The organism is Microbulbifer sp. ABM4_008 (genome assembly GCF_056311705.1).
The window spans coordinates 5,167,404-5,190,000 of the sequence record NZ_CM149970.1; the positions used below are offsets into that span (position 1 = coordinate 5,167,404).

Sequence of the window (22,597 nt, forward strand, 5' to 3'; positions counted from 1 at the left end):
TGGCGATAAAAAAGCCGCTACTCCGCAGCTTTTCGTCGTGGTGCTTTCTCATTTAATTAGCACAGCGGCGGGAGTCGTGAGATGAAGTGGAGAGCATTAGGCGGGTGTGTAATCCCGATCGCTGTGATTTGCGAGGGGGCTCTATAACGGGTGCGTGGAAAATGCCCGGGATTTTACGCCTCGTATTATGCCCTCTGTGCCAGCTCCGATCAGGAGCGGCACCAAACTGTAGGGTCCTGCGCTTTACCCCGGTGGCGAATTTCGAAGTAAACACCGCTATGGCTGAGTCCACCGCTATTGCCAACCCGAGCGATGGTGTCACCACTTTCCACCCACTCGCCAATATTGCGGGTGAGGGACTGGTTGTGGGCGTAGAGACTCATGTACTCCTCTCCATGATCCAGGATAACCAGCATGCCGTGGCCGCGCAGGTAATCGGAGAAAACCACGCGGCCGCGGTGGATCGCCCGCACCGGCTCCCCTTCATTGGCGCGCAAGGTGACACCTTTCCAAGTGATGCCATTGGCGCGGCGCTGTCCATAGGCATTGGCGCGGCGGCCATCAACAGGCCACTGCATCTTGCCCCGCTGGCGCGCAAAGGGTTTTTGCTCGCTGGGGTTTACCAGTGAGGCGATGGCGCGGCCTACTTCGTCGATCAATTTTTGCAGGCGTGTGCGATCCCCTTGGAGCTGCTTGAGTTCACCGCTGCCATCGGAGAGCCGCGCCGCAAGTTTATCCAGCGTGTCCTTGCGATTCTGCTGTGCGACGCGCAGTTTGCTCTGGCGTTTCTGCAGTTGCTCTCGCTCCGCTTTCAGGGTCTCGCGCTCGCGCTCAATGGAGGCGGATACGGTTTCCAGTGAGGTGAGGGTTTCAAGGTAAGTGTCTATGATGCGGCTGCGTTCTTGGAGGAAGTAATCGTGGTAGCGGAGATGGCGGGCGACGTTCTGTGGATCTTGCTGGTTGAGCAGGAGCTTGATCTGCTCCTGTCGGCCTAGTCGGTATGCGGCGGCGATCTCCTGCTCGACCCGCCGCTGCATACTTCGTCGCGACTCTTGCAGTTGCTGTTGTTCCTGCTGGAGTTCGCGCAGCTTGTCCGAGCGGCTGCGCATATCCTGTTTGATCTTGTCTATGCGCTGGTGCAGCCCAGAAATATCTTTCTCGTTCTCTTCCAAATCCTTGAGCAATTGGTCGCGCTGGCCCCGCACCTGGTTGAGTTCCTGTTGCAGGGACTCAATGCGTTGCTTGATTTGCGCCAGGCGCGCCTGCTCATCTCCCTCTGCCTGGCTCCAGGCGGGCAGGGAAATCAGGGCGATCAGGAAGAGTACGAGAGTTTTCATCAGTCCATTTTTACCAAACTTTGGCCGGTCATTTCCGCCGGTTGTGGCAGATCCATCAACGCTAACATGGTTGGTGCTACATCCGCCAGACTACCTCCGTCACACATTTGCACATTGCGCTCGCCGATATAAACAAAAGGCACCGGCAGAGTGGAGTGCTGGGTGCTGACTTGGCCGGAGTTGGCGTCGAACATCTCTTCCACATTGCCGTGGTCGGCAGTAATCAGCACCTCGCCGCCGGCAGTCAGAGCGGCGTTTACGACGCGCTCTACACACTGGTCCAGGGCTTCGACGGCTTTTACCGCCGCCTCGAAAACACCGGTATGGCCGACCATATCGCCGTTGGCGTAGTTGCAGATAATGGCGTCGTACTCGCCGCTCTCAATCGCCGCTACCAGTTTGTCAGTGACGATTGGCGCATTCATTTCCGGTTGCAGGTCGTAGGTGGCCACATCCGGTGACTTGATCAATTCACGGGTTTCGCCGTTGTAGGGCTCTTCGCGGCCGCCGCTAAAGAAGAAGGTAACGTGGGCATACTTCTCTGTCTCGGCGATGCGCAGCTGGGTTTTGCCCTCTGCAGACAAGTACTCGCCGAGGGAGTTGACTAGGTTTTCTGGCGGGAAGGCACAGCTGGCGTGGATATCGGCAGCGTATTCGGTCGTCATGACAAAGTCCGCCAGCTGCGGCTTGGCTTTGCGCTCGAAGCCGCTGAAGTCCTGCTCGGTAAAAGCGCGGGTTAACTGGCGCGCGCGATCCGGGCGGAAATTCATAAAGATAAGGGCATCGCCGTCCTGGATCGGAGCGGGCTCGCCAATCACCGTTGGCGCGACAAATTCATCGTTTTCACCGCGCTCATAGGCCGAGGCCAGTCCTGCCAGGGCGTCACTGGCACTGTGCTCTGCTGTACCCAGGGTCAGCATGTCGTAAACGGACTCGGTGCGCTCCCAGCGCTGGTCGCGATCCATGGCGAAGTAGCGCCCGGCCAGGGTAGCCATATGGGCATTGCCGACGGAGTCACACACCTGCATCAGGCGCGCCAGGGATGGTTCGGCACTGCGCGGTGGGGTGTCGCGGCCATCGAGAAATGCGTGTACATAAATAGCGCGGGCGCCGCGCTGTGCCGCCAGGGTTATCATGGCGACAATATGGTCTTCGTGGCTGTGTACGCCGCCTTCGGATAGGAGTCCCATAATATGGACGGCGCCGTTATTGGCGATAGCCTTATCGACCGCAGTGGTGTAAGCGGTATTGCGGAAGAAGTCGCCGTCCTGGATGGCTTTGTTGATCCGGGTAAAGTTCTGGTAGACCACTCGACCGGCACCCAGTGTCATATGGCCGACTTCCGAGTTGCCCATTTGTCCATCGGGCAGGCCCACCGCCATCCCGGACGTCTGGATCAGGGTTTTTGGGCGGGTCGACCAGATATTGTCCCAAACCGGAGACTTGGCTGCGTGAATCGCATTGTGCTCGGGATTGTCGCTGTGGCCGAAGCCGTCCAGAATCAGCAGGACCAGGGGGCGTTTTTGCGGGGCTTGCGTAGCGGCCATAGCGACAGTATTCCTCTTCCAAGGGTTAAATTGCGGACGCGGATTTTAACCTGTGGGGCTGGTATTTCACCATGTTATTTAGCTTAAGCCGGATTACAAAGAGGCTGGGGCGGAGGGATTTGGTTGATTAGAATTTCGCCATGATCGTGTATACTCCCGCCGGCATTGGGCGCCGTAGCGCCCTATTGATTACCACTTGAGGATTTTGGGGGCGAAGTGGATTTTCTCGACTTTTTAGCTGAGCAGTGGCTGTTGGTCGGCCTGCTTGTGGCATTGCTTTACGCATTTGTTTTGACTGAGCGATTCAAGTCTGGCGAGCCGGCATCACTTCATGAAGTGACCAAGCTGATCAATAGCGACGGGGCCAAGGTGCTGGATATTCGCGATCGCAGCGAGTTCACTGCCGGTCATATTGTCGACTCCCTGCATATTCCCCACGGGGATGTGGCTGAGCGCATTGCCGAGCTGGAACCGTTTAAAGACAAGACCATTATTGTCGCTGACAAGATGGGGCAGCACGCAGGTCCGGTGGGGCGCATGCTGAAACAGAAAGGTTTCCAAGTGCGTCGCCTGCAGGGCGGAATGAGCGAGTGGGCTAACCAGAACCTGCCTGTCGTTAAAGGCAAAGGTTAACCTGAAGTATAAGTTTGACGGAGTTTTGTCATGCAGAATGTTGTCATTTATACCACCCGTTTCTGCCCCTACTGTATTCGCGCCAAGCAGCTACTGGATAGCAAGGGTGTCGCTTATCGCGAAATCCCTGTGGACAATAATCCCGGCTTGCGCGCAGAAATGGCTGACAAGGCGGGGCGCCGCTCTGTGCCGCAGATTTGGATTGGCGATAAGCATGTAGGTGGTTGCGACGACCTGATGGCGTTGGAGCGCGGTGGCCGACTCGACAAATTGCTGAAAGCAGCGGGATAAGCGGAAAACTGACGCGGCCGCCAACATGCGGTCCCCAGTTTTTGCTATTTATCCGGTCTGGGCCTTGAAACGTTTTATCGAGGCCCCAACTGTTGAGTTATTACCGGAGTCTTTCTCACGGAAGGCATCAATAAACTTTTTATAATGAACAGGCTGTAACATGGCTGAAGAATTAAATGGCGCAGCGGCAAACGCAGAGGCTCCACAAGTACAATTTGCGATGCAACGCATCTACCTGAAAGACCTCTCCTTCGAAACCCCGATGGGTGCCGAGGTCTTCAAAAAGCAGTGGAAGCCCCAGGTTAATCAGGAGCTGAACACCAAGACTGCGAAGATCGAGGACGATCTGTACGAAGTGGCTCTGACCCTGACTATCACCGTAAAGCTGGAAGAAGACACCGCTTTCCTGGTGGAAGTAAAACAAGCTGGCCTGTTCGGTATCAAAGGCCTTGAAGGTCAACAGCTGGCCCAGGCCCTGAATACTGCCTGCCCGCAAATTCTGTTCCCCTACGCTCGCGAAGTGATCGATAACGCTGTAGTTAAAGGTTCTTTCCCGGCACTGATGTTGCCGCCGGTGAACTTCGACGCTCTGTTCGCTGCTGCCCTCGATAAGGCACAGAAAGAAGCAGAGGGCGCTCAAGCGAACGCTTAATTCGTTTTAGCCCAGCTGGCACGATAAAAAGGTCCCTTAGCGGGGCCTTTTTTTATATCTGTAATCTCCCCGGGGATAGCGTCCATTTTACTGACTATCCCTCCGCAACCGCAGCACAAACCTGGAGCCGCTTATGCAGTGGGATCTGCCAAACCCATTTATCACCAAAGTGACGGTTGGCGCCGAACATGTGGATGGTCTGAGTCATGCCAACAATGCGGAATATGTGCGCTGGTGTGAGGCCACCGCCTGGGCGCACAGCGCAGCCCTGGGTTTGGATGTCACGAATTATCAGCAGCTTGACCGGGGAATGGCAATTCGTCATGGCGAGTATGACTATATACTGGCGGCCAGAGAGGGGGAGGAATTGCTGTTTGGCACCTGGCTCACTGAGGTGGACGGGCGTCTGAATATGACTCGCCGCTTTCAGGTGTTTCGCGCCGCCGATAAGGCATTGGTATTGCGGGCCGAATGGCGGATGGTGTGCATTGAGCTTTCCACTGGCAAGCCAAAACGTATGCCGGCGATCTTCAAGGAAATTTACAGTCCGGCAGTGACTGCCCCGGAGGCTGAAAAAAATGAGTGAAGAGTTTGTATCCCTGACCAACAATTCAGGGGCGCTTAAGGACAAGACTATCTTTATCACTGGTGCCAGTCGTGGCATCGGCCGGGCGATTGCCCTCAAATGCGCGGCGGATGGTGCCAATATTGTGATTGCCGCTAAGTCGGCAGAACCACATCCCAAGCTTCCGGGAACCATCTTCTCGGTGGCGGAGGAAGTGGAGAAAGCCGGCGGCAATGCCCTGGCCCTACAGGTGGATGTGCGCGATGAGCAGCGAGTAGAGCAGGCTATGTCGGAGGCTGCCGAAAAATTTGGCGGCATCGACGCTGTGATTAATAATGCGGGCGCGATCAACCTGACCAATGTTGAGTCGACACCACCCAAGCGCTACGACCTGATGCAGAGTATCAACAGTCGCGCGGTGTATCTCACCGCCCACTTGGCGACTCCCTACCTGAAAAAAGCTGACAACGCCCATATCCTCAGCCTGTGCCCACCGCTGAATATCCAGCCCAAGTGGTTGGGGCCCTTCGCTCCTTACGCCCTGTCAAAATTTGGTATGACCATTCTCAGCCTGGGCTTGGCGGAAGAGCTGCGTGAGGCGGGGATCAGCGTGAACACCTTGTGGCCGCGCACGCTGGTGGCCACCGCTGCGATTGAGTTTGCGGTGGGTAGTCGTGATATGTTTGAGCAGAGCCGCAAGCCCTCAATTATGGCCGATGCGGCCTACGAGATACTGACGACTAAAGATGTCGCCTTGAGCGGTCGCCAGCTAATCGATGAAGAGCTGTTGGCAGAGCGCGGTGTGAAGGATTTCACCGGTTATGCCCACAATCCAGCCAATGCAGACAATTTAACCAAGGATTTATTTCTCGACTGACGCTGGCAGGGGGTATTTGTGAGCAGCGACAGCAAATTATTTAAAGACGCTCTCGGTGAAATGGGAGACGTTAAACCGCTGGCGCAGGAGCGCCGCGTCAATTTGCGCAAGGAGCCGAAGCAATCTGAGTCTATGTTGCGGGAGCGCCGCGCCGCTGCCACGCGCCTGACAGAGCGGGAAATGAACCCCCTGTCCGGTGAATATATTGATCTGGTAGAGCCATGGGATCCGTTGGAATTCAAGCGCGATGGTGTGCAAAACGGGGTCTATCGCAATTTGCGCCTGGGCAAATACAGCATAGATGCGCGCCTGGATTTACATCGCCACTCTGTGGAGATGGCGCGCAGGGCCGTGATGGAATTTATCCGTGATTGTGTTGAAGCGGATGTGCGCTGTGCCCTGATTACCCACGGTAAGGGTGAGGGGCGTAAGCAGCCGGCGTTATTGAAAAGCTGTATCAATCACTGGTTGCCGCAGCTGCATGAAGTACTGGCTTTTCACAGTGCGCAACCCCAACACGGGGGCTTGGGAGCGACTTATCTGCTGCTGAGAAAGAGTGAACGCAAGCGGCAGGAGAATCTGGAGATACATCAAAGACGCCGTTAAGGTTCTTTTGTAACTTTTCTGTCACTTATGCAAATTAAGATGCGCCGCTGAGGCTTTCCCCTCAAGAGTGCTTTTTTAGACTCCTAAAGCTCATCTTTTTGATTCTTCTTGATTGTCATTCTGGCGACCCAATGGGTCGCCTTTTTTATAGGGTTGGGCCTGGCGGTAGCTGCGGTCTACTTGTTCAAACTCAATATAGGCACTGCCATCGGTATTGCTGATCATCATCTTGTTACCCACGATAACAATCAAATCAGACTTTCTCAGGGCATTGAGGTAATCGATCTCCAGTTCATCGCTGGGGTGTGCTCCCCCCATGCGCGCAATAGCGGGAATCCGCTCCCAGGTGAAAGCACCGCTGCTAGTGAGAGAAAATCGCCCCAGGTACGGATTGGTGCCACTGTTGCCCCTAACGTAACCAAATTGATCGCATTTGAAAAAGGGTCTATCCCGCCAAAACCTGCTCCAGCTCAGGGTTGAGTCATAAGTGCGCCCGGAGTAATACAAGCTCGATAGCACCCACTCGTGCTCGCAGGCAGACCAAGCCGATCGTTGGAGTTGGGGAATAGGGGGACTGGGGGTGCTGCAGCCTGCAAGCACCAGGTTGCATACGATAATAGTCAGTAGTAAGTAAAAAGCACGACGTGGCATGATGTCGTTCTCATTGATTTTGCGACATTTAACCTAAAAATTTACAGGTCTTCTGTGGCGGCGTTCAAGGTCCGGCCTTTACGTATTCTATATAGATATCACCGGAGGGGTCACGAAGTATCAAACGATTCCCGCGCGATTTGGTAAATGCCTGGCGAGTGGCGGCGAGGGCACCGAGGTAGGCATGCTCTTGCCGCAGCAAGGGTTCGGGGCCGCCCATCTTGGTAGAGACAAAGCTGGAGGTATCCCAAAGTAACTGCCCGTTATCGGTTACCTGCACCTCTCCCCGATAGGTGTTTATGCCACTTCTCCCCATGACATTGCCTTGGAGATTACAGACAAAGGTAAAGTCCGCAGGCCTCTGGATGTCGACCACCCCACCATTGACGCGCAGGCGCACCAGCTGCCACTTCTTACCACAGACTGCTCCCATACTGCCTGAGGATTGAACAACTTGGGCTTCTTCTATTCGGTTTGTTAGACATCCGCCGACAACTAATAGGGCTCCCAGAAGCCATATTTGTACCAACCTACTCATCGACGAATAACTCCCAAACACAAACCCTTCTCCAGCCCACACCCAAGCCAGCCACTTTTCGGCTTTCACAAAAGCTTAGTTGTTGGCTGCCGTGACGAGACGACAGCAGTGACAAGCTATGCTTGCACTGATGTAAAAAAATAGTACTTGGCCATCGATTAAAGGACGGTCGTCGATATGATCAGGCGCACCAAAATTGTTGCCACCCTGGGTCCAGCTACCGATAAAGAAGAAACACTTCGGCAATTAATCAAGGCCGGTGTGGATATGGTTCGCCTTAACTTCTCTCATGGAAAAATTGATGATCACCGGCGCCGGGCAAAATTTGTCCGTGAAGAAGCCGAGCGTCAGTGCAGACATATTGCCCTGCTGGGAGATTTACAGGGGCCCAAAATTCGTGTCGGAAAATTCACTGATGGGCGTATATATCTGCGCAAAGGTGAAGAATTTATTTTGGACCCTGATTGGGATAAAGAAAGTGGCAGTCCTGAAGGTGTTTGGGTTGATTATGAAGCACTCGCAGAAGACTGTAATGAGGGAGACTGCCTGTTACTGGATGACGGCCGATTGAGTTTGCGCATCAAAAAAATTATTGGTCTGTCATTAAAAACCGAGGTTGAAAATGGTGGCTGGTTATCTGATAGAAAGGGAATAAATAAGCAGGGAGGTGGCCTGACTGCGCCGGCACTGACAGAAAAAGACCATCGGGATATCAAAGTTGCCGCCGAGTTACAGGTAGATTATTTAGCCGTTTCTTTCCCTCGCGATGCTCGCGATATTCACAAAGCGAGAAAGTTACTCAGAGAGGCGGGTGGCACCGCACATATTATTGCCAAAATCGAAAGGGCTGAGGCGGTATCCAATGATGCTCGCCTTGAGAAGCTCATCTTGGCCAGTGATGCCATTATGGTAGCGCGCGGTGATCTCGCCGTGGAGATTGGTGATGCAGAATTAATGGGAGTACAAAAACATTTAATCAGCTATGCCCGCTATCTCAATCGGGTCGTTATTACTGCGACACAAATGATGGAGTCGATGATTTCGAGTCCGGTACCTACTCGAGCAGAAGTCTGCGATGTGGCCAATGCAGTACTGGATGGTACTGATGCGGTAATGTTATCTGCTGAGACAGCGGCAGGTGAATATCCTATTGAAACCGTTAAGCATATGGCTGAAGTGATTCTTGGGGCAGAAAAACACCGTAAAATTTATTCCACGCCGGAAAGCCTTCGCGGCGATTACCCTGCGGGTGATGCGTGTATCGCCATGGCCGCCATGATCATCGCGAATCATTGCCGAGAAATTAAAGCCATTATTTGCCAGACTGAAACTGGAAATACTGCGTTATTGATGTCGAGAGTATGTGCATTAATTCCTATTTACGCTTTTTGTCGGCACCAGAAGTGCTGCAATCGTGTAGCCCTCTACAGTGGCGTTGACCCTGTATTAATGGATGTCTCCAATATGGACGGCCCGCGGCGAGATCAAAAAGCAATTTCTTATTTGCTGGATCAGGAACTGCTAATTTCAGGGGACTTCGTTTTGATATCCCGGGGCTATCAACAGGATATTGGTGGTCACACCGATACCCTGCGTATTGTCCGCGTGCCCTGATACAAACGATTAAATTACAAATTCTCACAGTGCAAATAACTTACCCCGCACGAACACATCTAACCAGTACCTTGGTCTCCAATTCCTGCTCAACACAGCGAAACTTCTGACCGTCAAGGGTTAATGACTTTGGGCTTCCCTGGGGCGCGGTTGTCGAACAACCGGCAACTCCTGTCGCCAGGGCCACGGCAAGCAGAATAAGTAGTATTTTCTGCACCGCAGTTACCTCTTTGAGTAGTGTGAGTGACGCATCCCCGAATAACTTGTTTATTCAGGGTAGAGGTAATAGCTGTCATTGAGATGTATAACGCGCCAATTTGTTAAAAGTGGCGACAGTGAGCTTGGATGGTGAGGCTATTTAAGTGGGCGGTTGCACTGAGGTTGGCGATTAACTTACCCCGCTGCGTCTTTTGATGGTTTGCTACAGCGGGGTTAGTTACCTAATAAAGCTTGGAGTTAGCGTCTACCGCGATGGTGTCCACCGCGAACACGATAGTGGCCTCTATGGCCCCGGTAGCCGCGATAACCGCCGCGGTGATAACTTCTATAGCCTCGGTGATGGGCCCGGTAGCGGGCATGGGGCGACCGAGGGTAATAGAAACGGTTGTAGTAGGGCATTCCGCGATAGTAATAGCGAGCCCGGTAGCGAGGGTGGCCGCGGAATGATGCGGATCGGTAACTGGCGTAGCCACCGCGGTAATAATAGGTATTCACCGGTGTGAAACCAACGGTTTGGTAAACCGGTGTCCTGTAGGAAGTTAAATAGACATTACTCGAAGCGTAATAGTTGGGCGTGGCATAGGGATAAGCGTAGGAGGAGGTGTAAGCGACTTGCCCTCCACTTGGGCCACCGTAACTGGTGTAGGTGGTGTAGTAACCATCGGTGGCACAGGCACCCAGGGCTAGGGCTGTGCACACCGTGGCGGTGAGAATCACCGTTTTAACAGCTCTATTCATAGTGCTTTCTCCGGTAAGTGGAATTTCCCCCCGGAGAGGCCCGGCAGGGGCCAAGCCCCTAGGCGCGCCAACTAGGCGAGCACAGAATCTCAGGTTTAGTAAGGTCTTGCGCGCGGCGGTGGATCGACAATTTGATACTGGGTATTTACAACCGCAGGCGGTCTCAGGCGATAAAAGTTGCCGTCCCAGTAGAAGTTACAGTGCTGCATATTGTGACAGGTGCCATCCGGGTGGCAGTGGGCATAGCGGCCACGCAGGTTGTAATACGTCTTGTTGTAATAAGGGCTGTATCCGTAATAACTGGCGGAACAATCGTTGCCTCCGCAGGGATAGCCGGATGTTCCATTACAGGCCGATAGAGCCAGTCCTGCTGCGATGGCGAGCGCACAACCTGAGCCTCGCAGCAATCTAGTGGGCAGCGGTTTCATCAAGACCTCCACACCTATTGGCGGGTAACACTTCTACATTCAGCCTAGCATTTTTGGCGCGTGAATCATCACGGGGCAGAGTAAATGTTCTAGCAAAGCTGAATACCGAGGCAGGTCTGTGTTGGTTGATGGAAACTCTTCAGTTTCAATTTGATAGACCCACTTGTTCGGAGTCAAAAAAGGTAAGGTCGGCAGGCGGGTGAAACCACTAAAAATTCGCACATTGTGAGAAAAATGGTTCTCTCGCAATGCGCGAATCAAGCCATGAAGGTTTTTTAACCTAGTGACTGCTGGGCAGGAGATTGGGGTTTATTGACTCTAAGTAGGCGCCGCTGCTCAGTAATTGTTTCGCCTCTTCAATATCCGGGGCAAAGTAGCGGTCCTTGTCATAGAAAGGTACTCGGGCGCGCAGTTTTGCCTTGGCGGCCTCCAGTTTTTCCGTGGATTTTAATGGCGCGCGGAAATCCAGTCCCTGGCAGGCAGCGAGTATCTCCACCGCCAGGATGCCACAGGTATTGTCGGCCATATCCCGCAGGCGACGGCCGGCAAAGGTGGCCATGGATACATGGTCTTCCTGATTGGCGGAGGTGGGCAGTGAGTCCACGCAGGCTGGGTGCGCCATGGATTTGTTCTCACTGGCAAGCGCCGCTGAGGTGACCTGGGCGATCATAAAGCCGGAGTTCACCCCGCCATTTTCCACCAGGAAGGGAGGCAGGCCCGATAGGTTACTGTCGATCAGCAGCGCCATGCGACGCTCGGATAGAGAGCCGATTTCTGCCAATGCCAGCGCCAGGTTGTCGGCGACCATAGCAACAGGCTCTGCGTGGAAGTTACCACCGGAAATAATGTCGGAGTTATCCGGATTTTCCTCATCGGTAAATACCAGCGGGTTATCGGAAACACCATTTGCCTCGGCCAACAATACTTCGGCAGCGAAGCGCATCTGCTGCAAACAGGCACCCATGACCTGGGGCTGACAGCGCAGGGAGTAGGGGTCCTGCACTTTTTCACAGAACTGGTGGGAATCACCGATCTGGCTGGTTTCACCGAGCAGGTCCCGATAAATTGCCGCTACGTCGCGCTGAGCCTGTTGGCCGCGGGCGTTGTGAATACGATCATCGAAGGGGCGGCGTGAGCCCTTGGCGGCTTCCAGGGTAATGGCACCGGTTACCAGGGCGCCAGCGAACAGGTCTTCACTGGCGAACAGGCCGAGCAGGGCAAAGGCGGTAGAAGCCTGGGTGCCATTTAGCAGGGCGAGGCCCTCTTTGGGGGCCAGGGTAATGGGCTCTAGCCCCGCAGCTTTGAGGCCTTCGTGAGCACTCTTGCGCTCGCCCTTGATAAATACTTCCCCTTCACCGAGAAGTACCACGCTCATATGAGCCAGCGGCGCCAAATCGCCAGAAGCGCCGACAGAGCCTTTCTCAGGGATAGCGGGGTAGACACCGGCATTGACCAGTTGCATTAAAGCTTCGATAACCTGCGGGCGCACGCCGGAGAAGCCGCGCGCGAGCGAGTTGATTTTCAACACCATCAGCAGACGCACGGTGGCTTCACTCATAAAGTTGCCGGTACCGGCGGCATGGCTCAGTACGATAGCGCGTTGCAGGTTTTCCAGGTCGTGCTTTTCAATACGGGTGTTGGCCAATAAACCAAAACCGGTATTAATTCCGTATACCGTTCGCCCTTCGGTAATAACTTGGGCAACGGTGTGGGCAGAGGCTTCAATAGCGGGATAGGCGCTTTTCGCCAGGGACAGCTGCACCGACTCGCGGGCTACGCGGCGCAGTTGCGCAAGGCTCAATTGACCGGGATCGATTTCCAATTGATACATAAATTCATTCACCAAAAAATATTTACTGCTTAGCAGGCTGTTGAAAAACAGCCTGCGCGGGCGGTGCGAAAGCGCCTGCCGCAAAGGTGGCTTGAAAAAGTTGCTTGTTGGCTTTTTCAACACCCTGTTAGGCGCCGGCGGCGCAGCCCGATCAAAGTTATTCGGGCTGTAAAAGATTTCCGCCGGCGGTATTTTTATTGCGGTAAAAAATCAGTCGTTCAGCATGGGCAGGTCCAGGCCCTGCTCTTTTGCACATTTTTTTGCAATCTCGTAACCGGCATCGGCGTGGCGCATTACGCCGGTGGCGGGATCATTCCAGAGAACCCGCTCAATACGTTTGCGCGCAGCTTCGGTACCGTCACAGACAATGACCACACCAGAGTGCTGGGAGAAGCCCATGCCTACGCCACCACCGTGATGCAGGGATACCCAGGTAGCGCCGGAGGCAGTGTTCAGCAGGGCATTCATCAGCGGCCAGTCGGAGACAGCGTCGGAACCATCTATCATGGCTTCAGTTTCGCGGTTGGGGCTGGCTACAGAGCCGCTGTCGAGGTGGTCGCGGCCGATCACTACCGGTGCTTCCAATTCACCGTTGGCTACCATTTCGTTAAATGCCAGTGCCAGACGCGCGCGATCTTTCAGGCCCACCCAGCAGATACGTGCGGGCAGTCCCTGGAAGTGAATCCGCTCGCGGGCCATATCGAGCCAGTTGTGCAGCTGCGGATTGTCGGGAATCAGTTCCTTAACCTTGGCATCGGTCTTGTAGATATCTTCCGGGTTGCCGGACAGGGCCGCCCAGCGGAAAGGACCGACACCTTCGCAGAACAGCGGGCGAATATAAGCGGGTACAAAGCCGGGGAAATCGAAGGCATTTTCCACACCTTCCTCGAGAGCCATCTGACGAATATTGTTGCCGTAGTCGAGGGTTGCGGCTCCGCGCTTTTGCAGCTCCAGCATGGCTTCAACCTGAACCGCCATAGACTGTTTGGCTGCCTTTACTACTGCGGCTTCATCTTTCTTGCGCATCTCCGCTGCGTATTCCATGGTCCAGCCCTGGGGCAGGTAGCCATTTAAAGGATCGTGAGCGGAAGTCTGGTCGGTAACCGAATCTGGCAGAATATTGCGTTTTACAATTTCCGGGAAAATATCTGCTGCGTTGCCCAGCAGGCCAACGGAAATGGCTTCGCCTTTTTCCATTGCGGCTTCAATCATTTGCAGGGCTTCGTCGAGGCTGGTGGCTTTTTTGTCTACATAGCCAGTGCGCAGACGGAAATCGATACGGGTTTCGTCGCACTCTACTGCGATCATGCTGAAACCGGCCATGGTCGCCGCCAGTGGCTGAGCCCCACCCATGCCGCCGAGGCCACCGGTAAGAATCCATTTGCCTTTCGCTTCGCCATTAAAGTGTTTGCGTGCGACGGCGGCAAAGGTTTCATAGGTACCCTGGACGATGCCTTGGGAGCCGATATAAATCCAAGAGCCGGCAGTCATCTGGCCGTACATGGCCAGGCCTTTTTTATCCAGCTCGTTAAAGTGTTCCCAGTTGGCCCAGTGGGGTACCAGGTTGGAGTTGGCAATTAATACCCGGGGTGCATCGGCGTGGGTTTTAAAGACTCCGACAGGCTTGCCGGACTGCACCAGCAGGGTTTCGTCGTCTTCCAGGCGCTTCAGTACCTCGACAATCTTGTCGTAGCACTCCCAATCCCGCGCGGCGCGGCCGATACCACCGTACACTACCAGGTCCTCCGGGCGTTCAGCTACCTCGGCGTCCAGGTTGTTCATCAACATGCGCAGGGGAGCTTCGGTGAGCCAGCTTTTGGCATTGAGCTCACTGCCGCGAGGCGCGCGGATTTTGCGGCTGGGATCGTGGCGTTTGTCGGTAGACATAGCTTCCTCGTCAATTTTTCTCGTAAAAAAATTCACACGTCCCGGATTTGATTGTTTCTTTTCCCAGGGCGCGCGGGATAAATCAATAACTAGAATCTCAGTTGTGCACCGAGGCGGTATCGATTGCCTGGGTGAACCAGGCGCGCGAAGCTCACGGTGCCGGCACTGCATTTAGTGCGCCGCCAAACCTGGAGGCACGCATCTCCGGGGGCAATTTCCAGAGCGTGGGCGATAGCGGCTTCCGCAGCTATGGCCTCGACGGTTGTATCGGCCTCGGTCAGCGGTGCGACTTTGGAAAGATAGGCGTTGGGGGTGGTGTGGGCGAAGTCCTGGTCCAGGTAATCTGGAGCCAAGGCTGGATTGGTAAACCGCTCTTCCCACTGCACCGGCAAGCCGTTGTCACAGTGCACAATAATGGAGTGAAACACTTTTGCCTGTTCGGGCACTTCCAGTGCCAGGGCTACATCGGCGCTGGCGACACAGGGCTGAGCTAACAGAATGCGGTTGCTGTAACTGTGCCCCCGGGCCGAGATCTCGTCGGCGATATTGCGCACTTCCAACAGTGAGCTGGCGGGCACCGGCTCGGCGACAAAAGTACCCAGCCCCTGGGAGCGCATCAGAACGCGTTCATCGGTTAACTCGGTGAGTGCCCGCCTCGCGGTCATCCGGCTCACACTGAATTGCTGTGCCAGTTGGTTCTCCGAGGGCACCTGGGAGTGAATTGGCCACTCGCCAGACTCAATTTGTTGGCGGATATGGCGCTTGATGGCCGCGTATCGGGGTTCACTTGCAGTATTCATAGACTCAGGTACAGTGCTTCCGTGGCTTGTATATTGTTGTATATACAAGAGTAGTTACGGCTACTATGGTTTCCCTGCTGCGGGCTGTCAAGTCGAAGAGGGGAGCTGTATCCTGCCCGTTACTGGTTTGTCGGTCATCGGGCCGAGCATCTATGGTTTAAAAGGAAAAGCGTGCCGCTAAAAGCTTATGTCAGAACGCTGTGATTTGCTGATTACCAATTTGAATGCCGCCACAATGGACCCATCCATTGCCGGTGGTTACGGTGTTATCGAGGATGCTGCAATTGCGGTAACCAAAGGTCGGATCGTTTGGATTGGTCCCCGCCGGGATCTGCCCGAGTGCACCCCAGACCGCATTGTTGATGGCGAAGGTCAATGGGCAACTCCGGGCCTGATCGATTGCCACACGCATCTCGTATATGGAGGCCATCGCGCAGGGGAGTTTGCCCGTCGCCTGGGGGGAGAGAGTTACGAAGAAGTGGCTCGCTCTGGCGGGGGTATTATTTCTACCGTGCGGGCGACACGGGGTGCCAGTGCCGAGAACCTGTATAAGTTGGCTGAGCCCCGTCTGCATGCCCTGATGGCCGAAGGCGTTACAACCGTGGAAATTAAATCCGGTTATGGCCTGGACCTGGATACTGAACTAAAGCAACTGCGCACCGCGAGACGCCTGGCGCAACACAACTCAGTGGAAATAGTAACGACCTGTCTGGCAGCTCACGCTCTGCCACCGGAATACGACGGTCGTGCCGATGAATATATCGACCTTATCTGCGAGCAGATATTGCCCGCTGTAGCCCGCGAGCAGTTGGCCGATGCCGTGGATATGTTTTGCGAGACGATTGGATTTACTGTCGATCAGTGCCAGAGAGTTATCGATGCAGCGAAAAAACTGGACCTGCCAGTAAAAGTGCACGCCGAGCAGTTGGCGCGTACAGGAGCTACTGAAATGGCGGCAAAGTCCGGGGCATTATCGGTAGATCATATTGAATACATCAGCGATGCGGATGTCCGGGTCATGGCGGAAAGCGGCACCGTGGCCGTCCTCCTGCCGGGTGCTTTTTATACGCTGCACGAAACCCAGGTTCCGCCCATTGAAAAATTACGCGAGGTGGGGGTTTGTATGGCATTGGCTACAGACCTTAATCCCGGGAGTTGTCCAATCGCTTCCCTACGTTTGATGATGAATATGGGTTGTCAGCTGTTTGGCTTAACTCCGGCAGAAGCTCTCGCAGGTGTTACCCGTGCAGCCGCTCGGGCATTGGGTTTGTGCTGTTCTCGCGGTGTACTGCGCGAGGGGCTGCGAGCAGATATTGTTCTTTGGCCGCTGGATACCCCGGATCAGCTCGCTTATGAAGTTGGCGCTTTAAAGCCTGCAAGAATTTTCCTGGAGGGGCGCGATGTTACAGCTTGCTGATATGCAACTGAGAATCGGGTAAGTTGATTCTTAGGGTGGATGTACATCGGAAATAAGGATAAGTTGGTGCTAAATGAGCAACAATATTATCAACAATTTTTATAAGGTTTTTGCGCCCATTATTATCTGAGAATTGGAATGTTGATCTTTGTTTAGCATCTATCGTGGGCTTTATTTTTAGTTCATGAGTGCCGCTTTGTATTTACAATCGGAATAAATAAACGGTCCCCTCTTAATATTAATGATCAGGGGGCTGTAACCGATAAATAAGTAATAAGGATTTTTGTATACCTTACATTTTCACAGGAAGTGCATCTTGCCTTTGCAATATCTCTATATCAGTTAATGCACACTAAATTCATTACTCTAAAGCTAGGAACTCTTGAAAATGAGTAATTCCAGTCTTTCAGGAGCAGTGGTGCTCCCGCAAGAAAATCCTCGTATTTTGGCCTTTGATCTGACCCGAGGCATTGCCGTACTATTTATGATTGCTATTCACGTCTTATATCATTATGGACGAACAGACGTGGCAGACAGTGCTATTGGTATTGCTATCCAGGTATCTGCGGGAACTCCGGCTGCTTCAGCATTTATGCTGATTATGGGTATTTTCATTGGCTATAGTTCGAAGCCGAGCCTGAAACAGGATTTGTTTCGTGCTGCTGGTCTTTTTGCAATAGGGTATTTACTTAATTTTGCCCGTGGCACAGTGCCTATGTGGCTTTCTTTACAGTTTGGGCTTGTCACACAAGAACAACTGGGAGAATACACACCGCTGAGTGAATTTCTTATGGTAGATATTTTTCAGTTTGCTGGCCTTGCGCTCGCTATTTGTGCACTAGTCAGGCACTTCTTGCCTCATCCTATATACTGGCTAGCTGCGGCAGCTATCGTAGCATTCGGCTCCTCACTCGTCTGGGATATCGGCAGTAACTCCGTTGTTATTGACGAAATTTTACAGTTGTTTTTTGGCAATAAGCGCGAAGGGGTAATGTTCCCGTTATTTTCCTGGCTTGCCTATCCCCTCGCAGGCATGGCAGTTGGCTGCTGGTTTAAAAATACAAAAAATATAGATGCATTGTTCTCACACAGCATATGGATTGGCTTAGCCCTAATGAGCATAGGTGGCCTTTTAATCATGTTGAATACGCAATACTTTTTTGCCGAAAACATGAGAGGTGGCCCAGGTCTAATTATTCTGCTTATTGGCTATACTTTCCTTTGGCTTTGGATTAGTAATTTCCTCTTAAACAAAGTAAAGAACAGAAGGCTCATTGACGTAATGGTGTTTTGGGGTAAAAACATAACTCCGTTCTATATCGCTCAGTGGTTGATAATTGGATGGGGATTAATGTTAGTTGGTTCCCAGCAGCTTGGTATGGCCAGTACGTTAATAGCAATGTTTATCGTACTCCTGCTTTCTCATTTTGGGACTCGAGCTTGGGTTAATTTCCGTTCCCATAAAGGGAAAGCTATGGAGCAGCCTGCAGCGTCTGCGGTATAGTACCGACATGCAACACGTGCTGTTGAAAAATGCGGCACGTTAGTGTTGTAGAAGCGCAACTTAAATGCTTCTTTTTCGTGACATATTTTAAGGTACTCGCAGAGGGCATTGCTTGATCGTCTACTTCCAAAAGTATCGGCAGCTCTCGCGTTGGGGCTTTACAGTTCCCACAGCCCACTGTGCGAAGGTTTGCGCGCGCATATTGCGCACGGCCAATGGATATTCCGGTTCAACTTGCCTACAAAGTGGGGGCTTGAAGCCAATAAAGATCTTCCTCGGAGGTATTGATGTTACAACTTGCTGATATGCAGTTATGGAGTGGTCGCACCGACTCTGAGGATGGACGTGCAGGTGAGCGCTGGCACCAGCGGATTTCTCCTTTGCAATTGGATGACCCTCCCGGCCTGACTATTCTAGGCTTCGCTTCTGATGAGGGTGTGCGTCGAAATAAAGGGCGAATTGGCGCGGCCAAGGGACCGAGAATATTGCGTTTGGCCATGGCTAACCTGCCGGCCACTTTCGATGCGCCCTTATACGATGCGGGCAATGTCAGAGTAGAGCGGGAAGACTTGGAGTCTGCCCAATCGCTATTGGGTGCCCGTATCAATGAGTTGCTCGGTGCCGGTCACTTTCCACTGGTATTGGGAGGCGGCCATGAAATTGCTTTTGGCAGTTATCAGGGGATTGCCCGCTGGATGCGCGAGCATCACCGCGAGAGCAGCCTGGGTATTATCAATTTTGATGCGCATTTGGATTTACGCACACCTGCGCCAAAGGGGTCATCGGGTACGCCATTTTTCCAGATTGCGGAGCAGTGCAGGATAAATGGTCGCGAATTTAATTATCTCTGTGTGGGTGCGGCGGATAACGCCAACACACCTGCTCTCTACCAGAGAGCTGATGAGCTGGGTGCCCAGGTTATTCGGGATCGTGAAATCAGTAGCTGGAATCTGAATACGGTTCAGGCGCGAATCCGCGACTTTATTGAGAAGGTGGATTTTGTCTATCTGACGGTATGTCTGGATGTATTGCCGGCAGCAGTTATGCCAGCGGTGAGTGCCCCCTCTGGCAGGGGGGTTTCCATGGAGTTTCTGGAAGTCTTGCTGGATACCGTTTTGGAATCCAATAAAGTTTGTTTGGCGGATATCGCTGAATTTAATCCCTATTTTGATATTGAGGATCATGGTGCGCGTACCGCGGCCCGCCTGGGATTTCAAATTGCAAATCGTGCGGCCAGAAAAATCCCCTGAGTATTTTTAATAATACAGCGCGGCCACTATGGCTTTGGAGGTCGCGTTAACTTCAGTATTAGAAACCACTATTTTAATCTTTATCTACAGCCGTAAGTGACTGGCAGAAAGCTCCGCGTTTGTAGTTGATATGATCAAAGATCTTGAAATTAATCACTTAAAAACCCTGGAAATACTATTCAGGGTTGAAAGTATCTCCCTTGCCGCAGAGCATCTGCAGGTTTCGCAGCAAGCTGTCAGTTTGCAGCTGAAGAAGATTAGAAAAATAGTTGGGGATGATCTATTTGTGCGCACTGGGCATGGGATGGCTCCCACCAGTTATGCAAAATTTATAGAGCCACAGATTCGACAGGTGCTGATGTTACTCAGTGAAATTCCCGCTCCGGGTTCTCTTGATTCAAGCCAGACTTCCCGGACCCTGGTGATCTCTGCTACAGATTACGCGCAAAAAGTGGTTGTTGCCGAGTTGATCCAAAGGGTCAGGCAATATGCGCCGAAAGTGAAATTTATTGTCACTAATATTGAAAGCGTCTCGCTCACCCAGAAAATGCATCAGGGAGAAATTGACTTAGCTTTCACATCAACGGGGTATGTGCCTGATGGAATTAATACACAGGTGCTCTTTAATGAGCGTTATGTCTGTGTATCGGCTAATCCTATGTATAGTTTAGATGAGTTGGTCCCTATTGATCAGTTGATGCAATCTGATTTTGTGATTACATCGCCAGGGGTTGGAGGCTTGCGCGGTTCAGCCGATCGTTGGCTAGAGGGGCAAGGTCTAAAAAGAGAGATTGTTGTTTCGGCGCCCTCTTTTTATATAGCCCAGGAGTTCTTGAAAAGGAAGAATACCCTGGCCTTTATTCCCTCTAGGTTGATGCCTTGTGAGGGCTTGGTTGAAATTACCTTGGACAAGTATCCACCTGGCTACGAAGTTGTAGCCGCCTTTCATCCCCGAGTGGAAAATGATCCATTGGTAAGTTGGATTCTCAATGATCTGCACCAACGGTTTTCTAAGTCAATGGCTTCCTGATTGTATCCGTAACAAGCTTTACTCCATAGCTTTGGCAAAGCAGCCTTTCTACTATGATTTTTTCAAAAGCTAGAAAGCGTACAGGTCTGTTATGAGTATTCTGAATATTAATCCTTCTTCACTTTACGATGGCAGCTCTTCCTGCCTATCCCACGCCCGAGTCGATACCAAAACAGGCTTGGTATTTGTATCGGGTCAGGTGGATTGGGATAGTAATTGTGAAGTTAAAAACATAGGGGTTGGTGCTCAGGCAGAAAGCGCCATGCAAAACTTATTGACAGTATTGGATGAGGCCGGATCGTCGGTAGAGAATCTTTTGCAGTTACGTATCTATGTGCTTGGAGAAGTTAGTGAGCATCTGGGGGAAATAGTCCCCGTGCTATCTAAATATTTGGGCACTACTCGCCCGGCAATCACAGGAGTGGGAGTCACATCCTTGGCGTCGCCAGAGACATTGATAGAAATTGAGGCAGTGGCTAAAACGCTGCTTTAAGTACCTGAATAAAAAAGCCCCGCACTGCAGGGCTTTTAAGTTTTACTTGAGGTGTTCCCTAAGCTCGGAGCCTGCTTGATCAAGAGCATCCTGCACTGCGGGCACATCATTCAGGGCATTTAGTAGGCCGTAGTCGTGAATCATGCCGTTATAGCGAACAGCGGTTACGGTCACACCAGCTTCGTTAAGTTTGCGGGCGTAAGCTTCGCCTTCATCTCTCAGCACATCCATCTCAGCAGTCTGCACCAGAGCGGGAGGCAAGCCGACCAACTGGGATTTGCTTGCGCGCAGAGGTGAAGCATAGATCTCGTTGCGCTGTTTGGGGTCGGTAGTGTAGTTATCCCAGAACCACTTCATCATATCCCGTGTCAGGAAGTGATCCTGGGCGAACTGCTTATAAGAAGCGTTGTTGAAGTTGGCATCGGTAACCGGCCAGAGCAGCAGTTGGAATTGCAGATCCGGTGTTCCTTTCTCTTTCGCCATCAAGGCAACCACGGCTGCCATATTGCCACCGACACTGTTACCGGCCACGGCAAGACGGGAGCCGTCGACACCGATCTTTTCGCCATTCTCCGCGACCCACAGGGTAGCCGCATAAGCCTGGTTAATTGCAGTCGGGTACTTGGCCTCTGGAGATGGGGTGTAATCTACATACACTGCAGCGGCGCCGGAGCGTTGAACCAGATCGCGGATCAAGCGTTCGTGAGTTGAGTAGTCACCCAAGACCCAGCCTCCGCCGTGGAAATACATAAAGGCGGGAATCTGGCCCCGGGTGTTTTTCGGTTTAACGATAGTCAGTTCCAGCTTTTCGCCATTAACCGTAATGGTTTTCTTGCTGACTTCAGCGGGCGGCAGTTGCGCACCCTCTTGGGCTCCGACCAGGACGGCGCGGGCATCTTTTGGTGATAGTTGCTCAATGGGTTTGCCGCCACCTTGCGCCAGTGCTTGAAGGAACCCCTGGGTATTTCTCTCAACACCTGGGGAAATAGAAGCGGACGCAGAAGTCATACCAAGAGTAAAGAAAAGGGGTAGTGCCAGCTTGGAAATTTTTAAGCCATTCATAACGGATACCTTCAATTCTCTACCGGTTGCTTAAGCGGATATGTGCAGGCGCACATCAACATTGCCTCGGGTTGCATTGGAATAAGGGCAAACCTCATCGTGAGCGGTGTTGGCAATTTTTTCTGCCGTCGCCTGATCCAGGCCAGGAAGATCGATGTAGAGGTCAATATCCAGACCGAACCCCTTACCCTGGGGACCGATTCCAACTTCAGCGCGCACAGTGGTTTCTTCCGGGACTTTTACTTTCTCTTTACCGGCGACAAACTTAAGAGCGCCAATAAAGCAGGCAGAGTAACCCGCAGCAAACAGTTGCTCTGGGTTGGTGCCATCGCCACCGGGGCCGCCAAGCTCTTTGGGAATACTGAGCTTGACGCTTAACTTTCCATCTGATGATTGAGCTTCGCCATCACGGCCGCCATTTGCGGTTGCTACTGCGGTGTAAACTGTTTGCATTAACCTGTCCTCATTGATGTGTGTTTGTCTGTCAGAAGCCGCCTGGAATGGAGTCCAGTCCTTTTCCCGCTGGATTTATTGAGCTGGGGGTAGTAGTCCGGATTTCTAAGTCAGCTTCTAAACAGCGCGTCAGCTTGGACGCCAGATAAAGTTATTGCGATAACTATTATTGCG

Annotated in this window: 24 protein-coding genes; 12 read left to right on the forward strand and 12 right to left on the reverse strand. The window is 52.7% G+C overall.

Annotated elements, in window-relative coordinates; translation table 11 throughout:
• Positions 1–209: 209 nt before the first annotated feature.
• Positions 210–1,337, reverse strand: a complete 1,128-nt coding sequence (locus ACYX4J_RS22525; protein WP_475709153.1) for a murein hydrolase activator EnvC family protein — start codon at positions 1,335–1,337, stop codon at positions 210–212.
• Positions 1,337–2,884 carry a 2,3-bisphosphoglycerate-independent phosphoglycerate mutase gene (gpmI, locus tag ACYX4J_RS22530; RefSeq protein WP_476177589.1) on the reverse strand — a complete coding sequence of 516 codons (1,548 nt, stop codon included), beginning with the start codon at positions 2,882–2,884 and terminating at the stop codon, positions 1,337–1,339. The genes ACYX4J_RS22525 and gpmI overlap by 1 nt, the downstream gene beginning before the upstream one ends.
• A 216-nt stretch (positions 2,885–3,100) precedes the next feature.
• Here gpmI and ACYX4J_RS22535 point away from each other — a divergent pair, with 216 nt between their 5' ends.
• The 6 genes from ACYX4J_RS22535 to smrA all read left to right on the forward strand — a co-directional run bounded on the left by ACYX4J_RS22535 (position 3,101) and on the right by smrA (position 6,508).
• A complete protein-coding gene (locus ACYX4J_RS22535; RefSeq protein WP_282930770.1) occupies positions 3,101–3,517 on the forward strand; it encodes a rhodanese-like domain-containing protein in 417 nt (138 codons plus the stop codon).
• A 30-nt stretch (positions 3,518–3,547) separates the two neighbouring features.
• Positions 3,548–3,808, forward strand: coding sequence for a glutaredoxin 3 (gene grxC / locus ACYX4J_RS22540; RefSeq protein ID WP_282930771.1), 261 nt, complete (start codon positions 3,548–3,550; stop codon positions 3,806–3,808).
• 160 nt (positions 3,809–3,968) lie between these two features.
• Positions 3,969–4,460, forward strand: a complete 492-nt coding sequence (gene secB, locus ACYX4J_RS22545; protein WP_282930772.1) for a protein-export chaperone SecB — start codon at positions 3,969–3,971, stop codon at positions 4,458–4,460.
• 133 nt (positions 4,461–4,593) lie between these two features.
• Positions 4,594–5,046: an acyl-CoA thioesterase gene (locus tag ACYX4J_RS22550; protein WP_282930773.1), complete on the forward strand. Its 453-nt coding sequence runs from the start codon at positions 4,594–4,596 to the stop codon at positions 5,044–5,046.
• Positions 5,039–5,902, forward strand: coding sequence for an SDR family oxidoreductase (locus ACYX4J_RS22555; protein WP_282930774.1), 864 nt, complete (start codon positions 5,039–5,041; stop codon positions 5,900–5,902). The genes ACYX4J_RS22550 and ACYX4J_RS22555 overlap by 8 nt, the downstream gene beginning before the upstream one ends.
• A gap of 18 nt (positions 5,903–5,920) precedes the next feature.
• Entirely contained in the window at positions 5,921–6,508 is a 588-nt protein-coding gene (gene smrA, locus ACYX4J_RS22560) for a DNA endonuclease SmrA (protein WP_282930775.1), read from the forward strand.
• Positions 6,509–6,598: 90 nt separating this feature from the next.
• Here smrA and ACYX4J_RS22565 read toward each other — a convergent pair whose 3' ends face one another.
• Both ACYX4J_RS22565 and ACYX4J_RS22570 read right to left on the reverse strand, forming a co-directional pair.
• Complete coding sequence (locus tag ACYX4J_RS22565; protein ID WP_444934451.1) at positions 6,599–7,159, reverse strand: META domain-containing protein; 561 nt, start codon at positions 7,157–7,159, stop codon at positions 6,599–6,601.
• Between the two features lie 64 nt (positions 7,160–7,223).
• On the reverse strand, positions 7,224–7,697 hold the full coding sequence (locus ACYX4J_RS22570) for an META domain-containing protein (protein ID WP_413663749.1): 474 nt from the start codon (positions 7,695–7,697) through the stop codon (positions 7,224–7,226).
• A 177-nt stretch (positions 7,698–7,874) separates the two neighbouring features.
• On the opposite strand from ACYX4J_RS22570, the gene pyk reads away from it, so the two are divergent.
• Positions 7,875–9,311 carry a pyruvate kinase gene (pyk, locus tag ACYX4J_RS22575; protein ID WP_476177590.1) on the forward strand — a complete coding sequence of 479 codons (1,437 nt, stop codon included), beginning with the start codon at positions 7,875–7,877 and terminating at the stop codon, positions 9,309–9,311.
• Positions 9,312–9,351: 40 nt separating this feature from the next.
• On the opposite strand, the gene ACYX4J_RS22580 is transcribed toward pyk, so the two are convergent.
• The 6 genes from ACYX4J_RS22580 to hutC form a co-directional block, all read right to left on the reverse strand.
• The gene (locus ACYX4J_RS22580; RefSeq protein ID WP_413663747.1) at positions 9,352–9,528 is read right to left on the reverse strand and encodes a hypothetical protein; all 177 of its coding nucleotides are present in this window, start codon (positions 9,526–9,528) and stop codon (positions 9,352–9,354) included.
• A 239-nt stretch (positions 9,529–9,767) separates the two neighbouring features.
• Complete coding sequence (locus ACYX4J_RS22585) at positions 9,768–10,268, reverse strand: hypothetical protein (RefSeq protein WP_282930780.1); 501 nt, start codon at positions 10,266–10,268, stop codon at positions 9,768–9,770.
• Between the two features lie 95 nt (positions 10,269–10,363).
• A complete protein-coding gene (locus tag ACYX4J_RS22590) occupies positions 10,364–10,696 on the reverse strand; it encodes a hypothetical protein (RefSeq protein WP_282930781.1) in 333 nt (110 codons plus the stop codon).
• A 280-nt stretch (positions 10,697–10,976) separates the two neighbouring features.
• Positions 10,977–12,527, reverse strand: coding sequence for a histidine ammonia-lyase (gene hutH / locus ACYX4J_RS22595; protein WP_476177591.1), 1,551 nt, complete (start codon positions 12,525–12,527; stop codon positions 10,977–10,979).
• A gap of 210 nt (positions 12,528–12,737) precedes the next feature.
• Positions 12,738–14,414 (reverse strand): urocanate hydratase, encoded by a 1,677-nt coding sequence (gene hutU / locus ACYX4J_RS22600; protein ID WP_413663745.1) that lies wholly within the window; start codon positions 14,412–14,414, stop codon positions 12,738–12,740.
• A gap of 89 nt (positions 14,415–14,503) precedes the next feature.
• A complete protein-coding gene (gene hutC / locus ACYX4J_RS22605) occupies positions 14,504–15,214 on the reverse strand; it encodes a histidine utilization repressor (protein ID WP_282930784.1) in 711 nt (236 codons plus the stop codon).
• Positions 15,215–15,401: 187 nt separating this feature from the next.
• Here hutC and hutI point away from each other — a divergent pair, with 187 nt between their 5' ends.
• From hutI to ACYX4J_RS22630, 5 genes are all read left to right on the forward strand, one after another.
• The gene (gene hutI, locus ACYX4J_RS22610; RefSeq protein ID WP_476177592.1) at positions 15,402–16,631 is read left to right on the forward strand and encodes an imidazolonepropionase; all 1,230 of its coding nucleotides are present in this window, start codon (positions 15,402–15,404) and stop codon (positions 16,629–16,631) included.
• A 388-nt stretch (positions 16,632–17,019) separates the two neighbouring features.
• Positions 17,020–18,135 (forward strand): heparan-alpha-glucosaminide N-acetyltransferase domain-containing protein, encoded by a 1,116-nt coding sequence (locus ACYX4J_RS22615; protein ID WP_476177593.1) that lies wholly within the window; start codon positions 17,020–17,022, stop codon positions 18,133–18,135.
• Positions 18,136–18,422: 287 nt separating this feature from the next.
• The gene (hutG, locus tag ACYX4J_RS22620; RefSeq protein ID WP_108734921.1) at positions 18,423–19,385 is read left to right on the forward strand and encodes a formimidoylglutamase; all 963 of its coding nucleotides are present in this window, start codon (positions 18,423–18,425) and stop codon (positions 19,383–19,385) included.
• A gap of 130 nt (positions 19,386–19,515) precedes the next feature.
• Positions 19,516–20,415 (forward strand): LysR family transcriptional regulator, encoded by a 900-nt coding sequence (locus tag ACYX4J_RS22625; protein WP_476177594.1) that lies wholly within the window; start codon positions 19,516–19,518, stop codon positions 20,413–20,415.
• 91 nt (positions 20,416–20,506) lie between these two features.
• Positions 20,507–20,908, forward strand: a complete 402-nt coding sequence (locus ACYX4J_RS22630) for a RidA family protein (protein ID WP_476177595.1) — start codon at positions 20,507–20,509, stop codon at positions 20,906–20,908.
• A gap of 42 nt (positions 20,909–20,950) precedes the next feature.
• Here ACYX4J_RS22630 and ACYX4J_RS22635 read toward each other — a convergent pair whose 3' ends face one another.
• Together ACYX4J_RS22635 and ACYX4J_RS22640 are read right to left on the reverse strand one after the other, a co-directional pair.
• Positions 20,951–21,970 carry an alpha/beta hydrolase gene (locus ACYX4J_RS22635; protein ID WP_476177596.1) on the reverse strand — a complete coding sequence of 340 codons (1,020 nt, stop codon included), beginning with the start codon at positions 21,968–21,970 and terminating at the stop codon, positions 20,951–20,953.
• A 30-nt stretch (positions 21,971–22,000) separates the two neighbouring features.
• A complete protein-coding gene (locus tag ACYX4J_RS22640; RefSeq protein WP_444906921.1) occupies positions 22,001–22,423 on the reverse strand; it encodes an organic hydroperoxide resistance protein in 423 nt (140 codons plus the stop codon).
• Between the last annotated feature and the right edge of the window lie 174 nt (positions 22,424–22,597).

Coding starts and splice junctions, on each gene's coding strand:
- ACYX4J_RS22640 (WP_444906921.1), bottom strand. CDS start 22,423: ATGCAAACAGTTTACACCGCAGTAGCAACCGCAAATGGCGGCCGTGAT.
- grxC (WP_282930771.1), top strand. CDS start 3,548: ATGCAGAATGTTGTCATTTATACCACCCGTTTCTGCCCCTACTGTATT.
- ACYX4J_RS22625 (WP_476177594.1), top strand. CDS start 19,516: ATGATCAAAGATCTTGAAATTAATCACTTAAAAACCCTGGAAATACTA.
- secB (WP_282930772.1), top strand. CDS start 3,969: ATGGCTGAAGAATTAAATGGCGCAGCGGCAAACGCAGAGGCTCCACAA.
- hutI (WP_476177592.1), top strand. CDS start 15,402: ATGTCAGAACGCTGTGATTTGCTGATTACCAATTTGAATGCCGCCACA.
- hutU (WP_413663745.1), bottom strand. CDS start 14,414: ATGTCTACCGACAAACGCCACGATCCCAGCCGCAAAATCCGCGCGCCT.
- gpmI (WP_476177589.1), bottom strand. CDS start 2,884: ATGGCCGCTACGCAAGCCCCGCAAAAACGCCCCCTGGTCCTGCTGATT.
- ACYX4J_RS22555 (WP_282930774.1), top strand. CDS start 5,039: ATGAGTGAAGAGTTTGTATCCCTGACCAACAATTCAGGGGCGCTTAAG.
- ACYX4J_RS22630 (WP_476177595.1), top strand. CDS start 20,507: ATGAGTATTCTGAATATTAATCCTTCTTCACTTTACGATGGCAGCTCT.
- pyk (WP_476177590.1), top strand. CDS start 7,875: ATGATCAGGCGCACCAAAATTGTTGCCACCCTGGGTCCAGCTACCGAT.
- ACYX4J_RS22565 (WP_444934451.1), bottom strand. CDS start 7,159: ATGCCACGTCGTGCTTTTTACTTACTACTGACTATTATCGTATGCAAC.
- hutG (WP_108734921.1), top strand. CDS start 18,423: ATGTTACAACTTGCTGATATGCAGTTATGGAGTGGTCGCACCGACTCT.
- ACYX4J_RS22550 (WP_282930773.1), top strand. CDS start 4,594: ATGCAGTGGGATCTGCCAAACCCATTTATCACCAAAGTGACGGTTGGC.
- ACYX4J_RS22585 (WP_282930780.1), bottom strand. CDS start 10,268: ATGAATAGAGCTGTTAAAACGGTGATTCTCACCGCCACGGTGTGCACA.
- ACYX4J_RS22615 (WP_476177593.1), top strand. CDS start 17,020: ATGAGTAATTCCAGTCTTTCAGGAGCAGTGGTGCTCCCGCAAGAAAAT.
- hutC (WP_282930784.1), bottom strand. CDS start 15,214: ATGAATACTGCAAGTGAACCCCGATACGCGGCCATCAAGCGCCATATC.
- ACYX4J_RS22525 (WP_475709153.1), bottom strand. CDS start 1,337: ATGAAAACTCTCGTACTCTTCCTGATCGCCCTGATTTCCCTGCCCGCC.
- hutH (WP_476177591.1), bottom strand. CDS start 12,527: ATGTATCAATTGGAAATCGATCCCGGTCAATTGAGCCTTGCGCAACTG.
- ACYX4J_RS22590 (WP_282930781.1), bottom strand. CDS start 10,696: ATGAAACCGCTGCCCACTAGATTGCTGCGAGGCTCAGGTTGTGCGCTC.
- ACYX4J_RS22635 (WP_476177596.1), bottom strand. CDS start 21,970: ATGAATGGCTTAAAAATTTCCAAGCTGGCACTACCCCTTTTCTTTACT.
- ACYX4J_RS22570 (WP_413663749.1), bottom strand. CDS start 7,697: ATGAGTAGGTTGGTACAAATATGGCTTCTGGGAGCCCTATTAGTTGTC.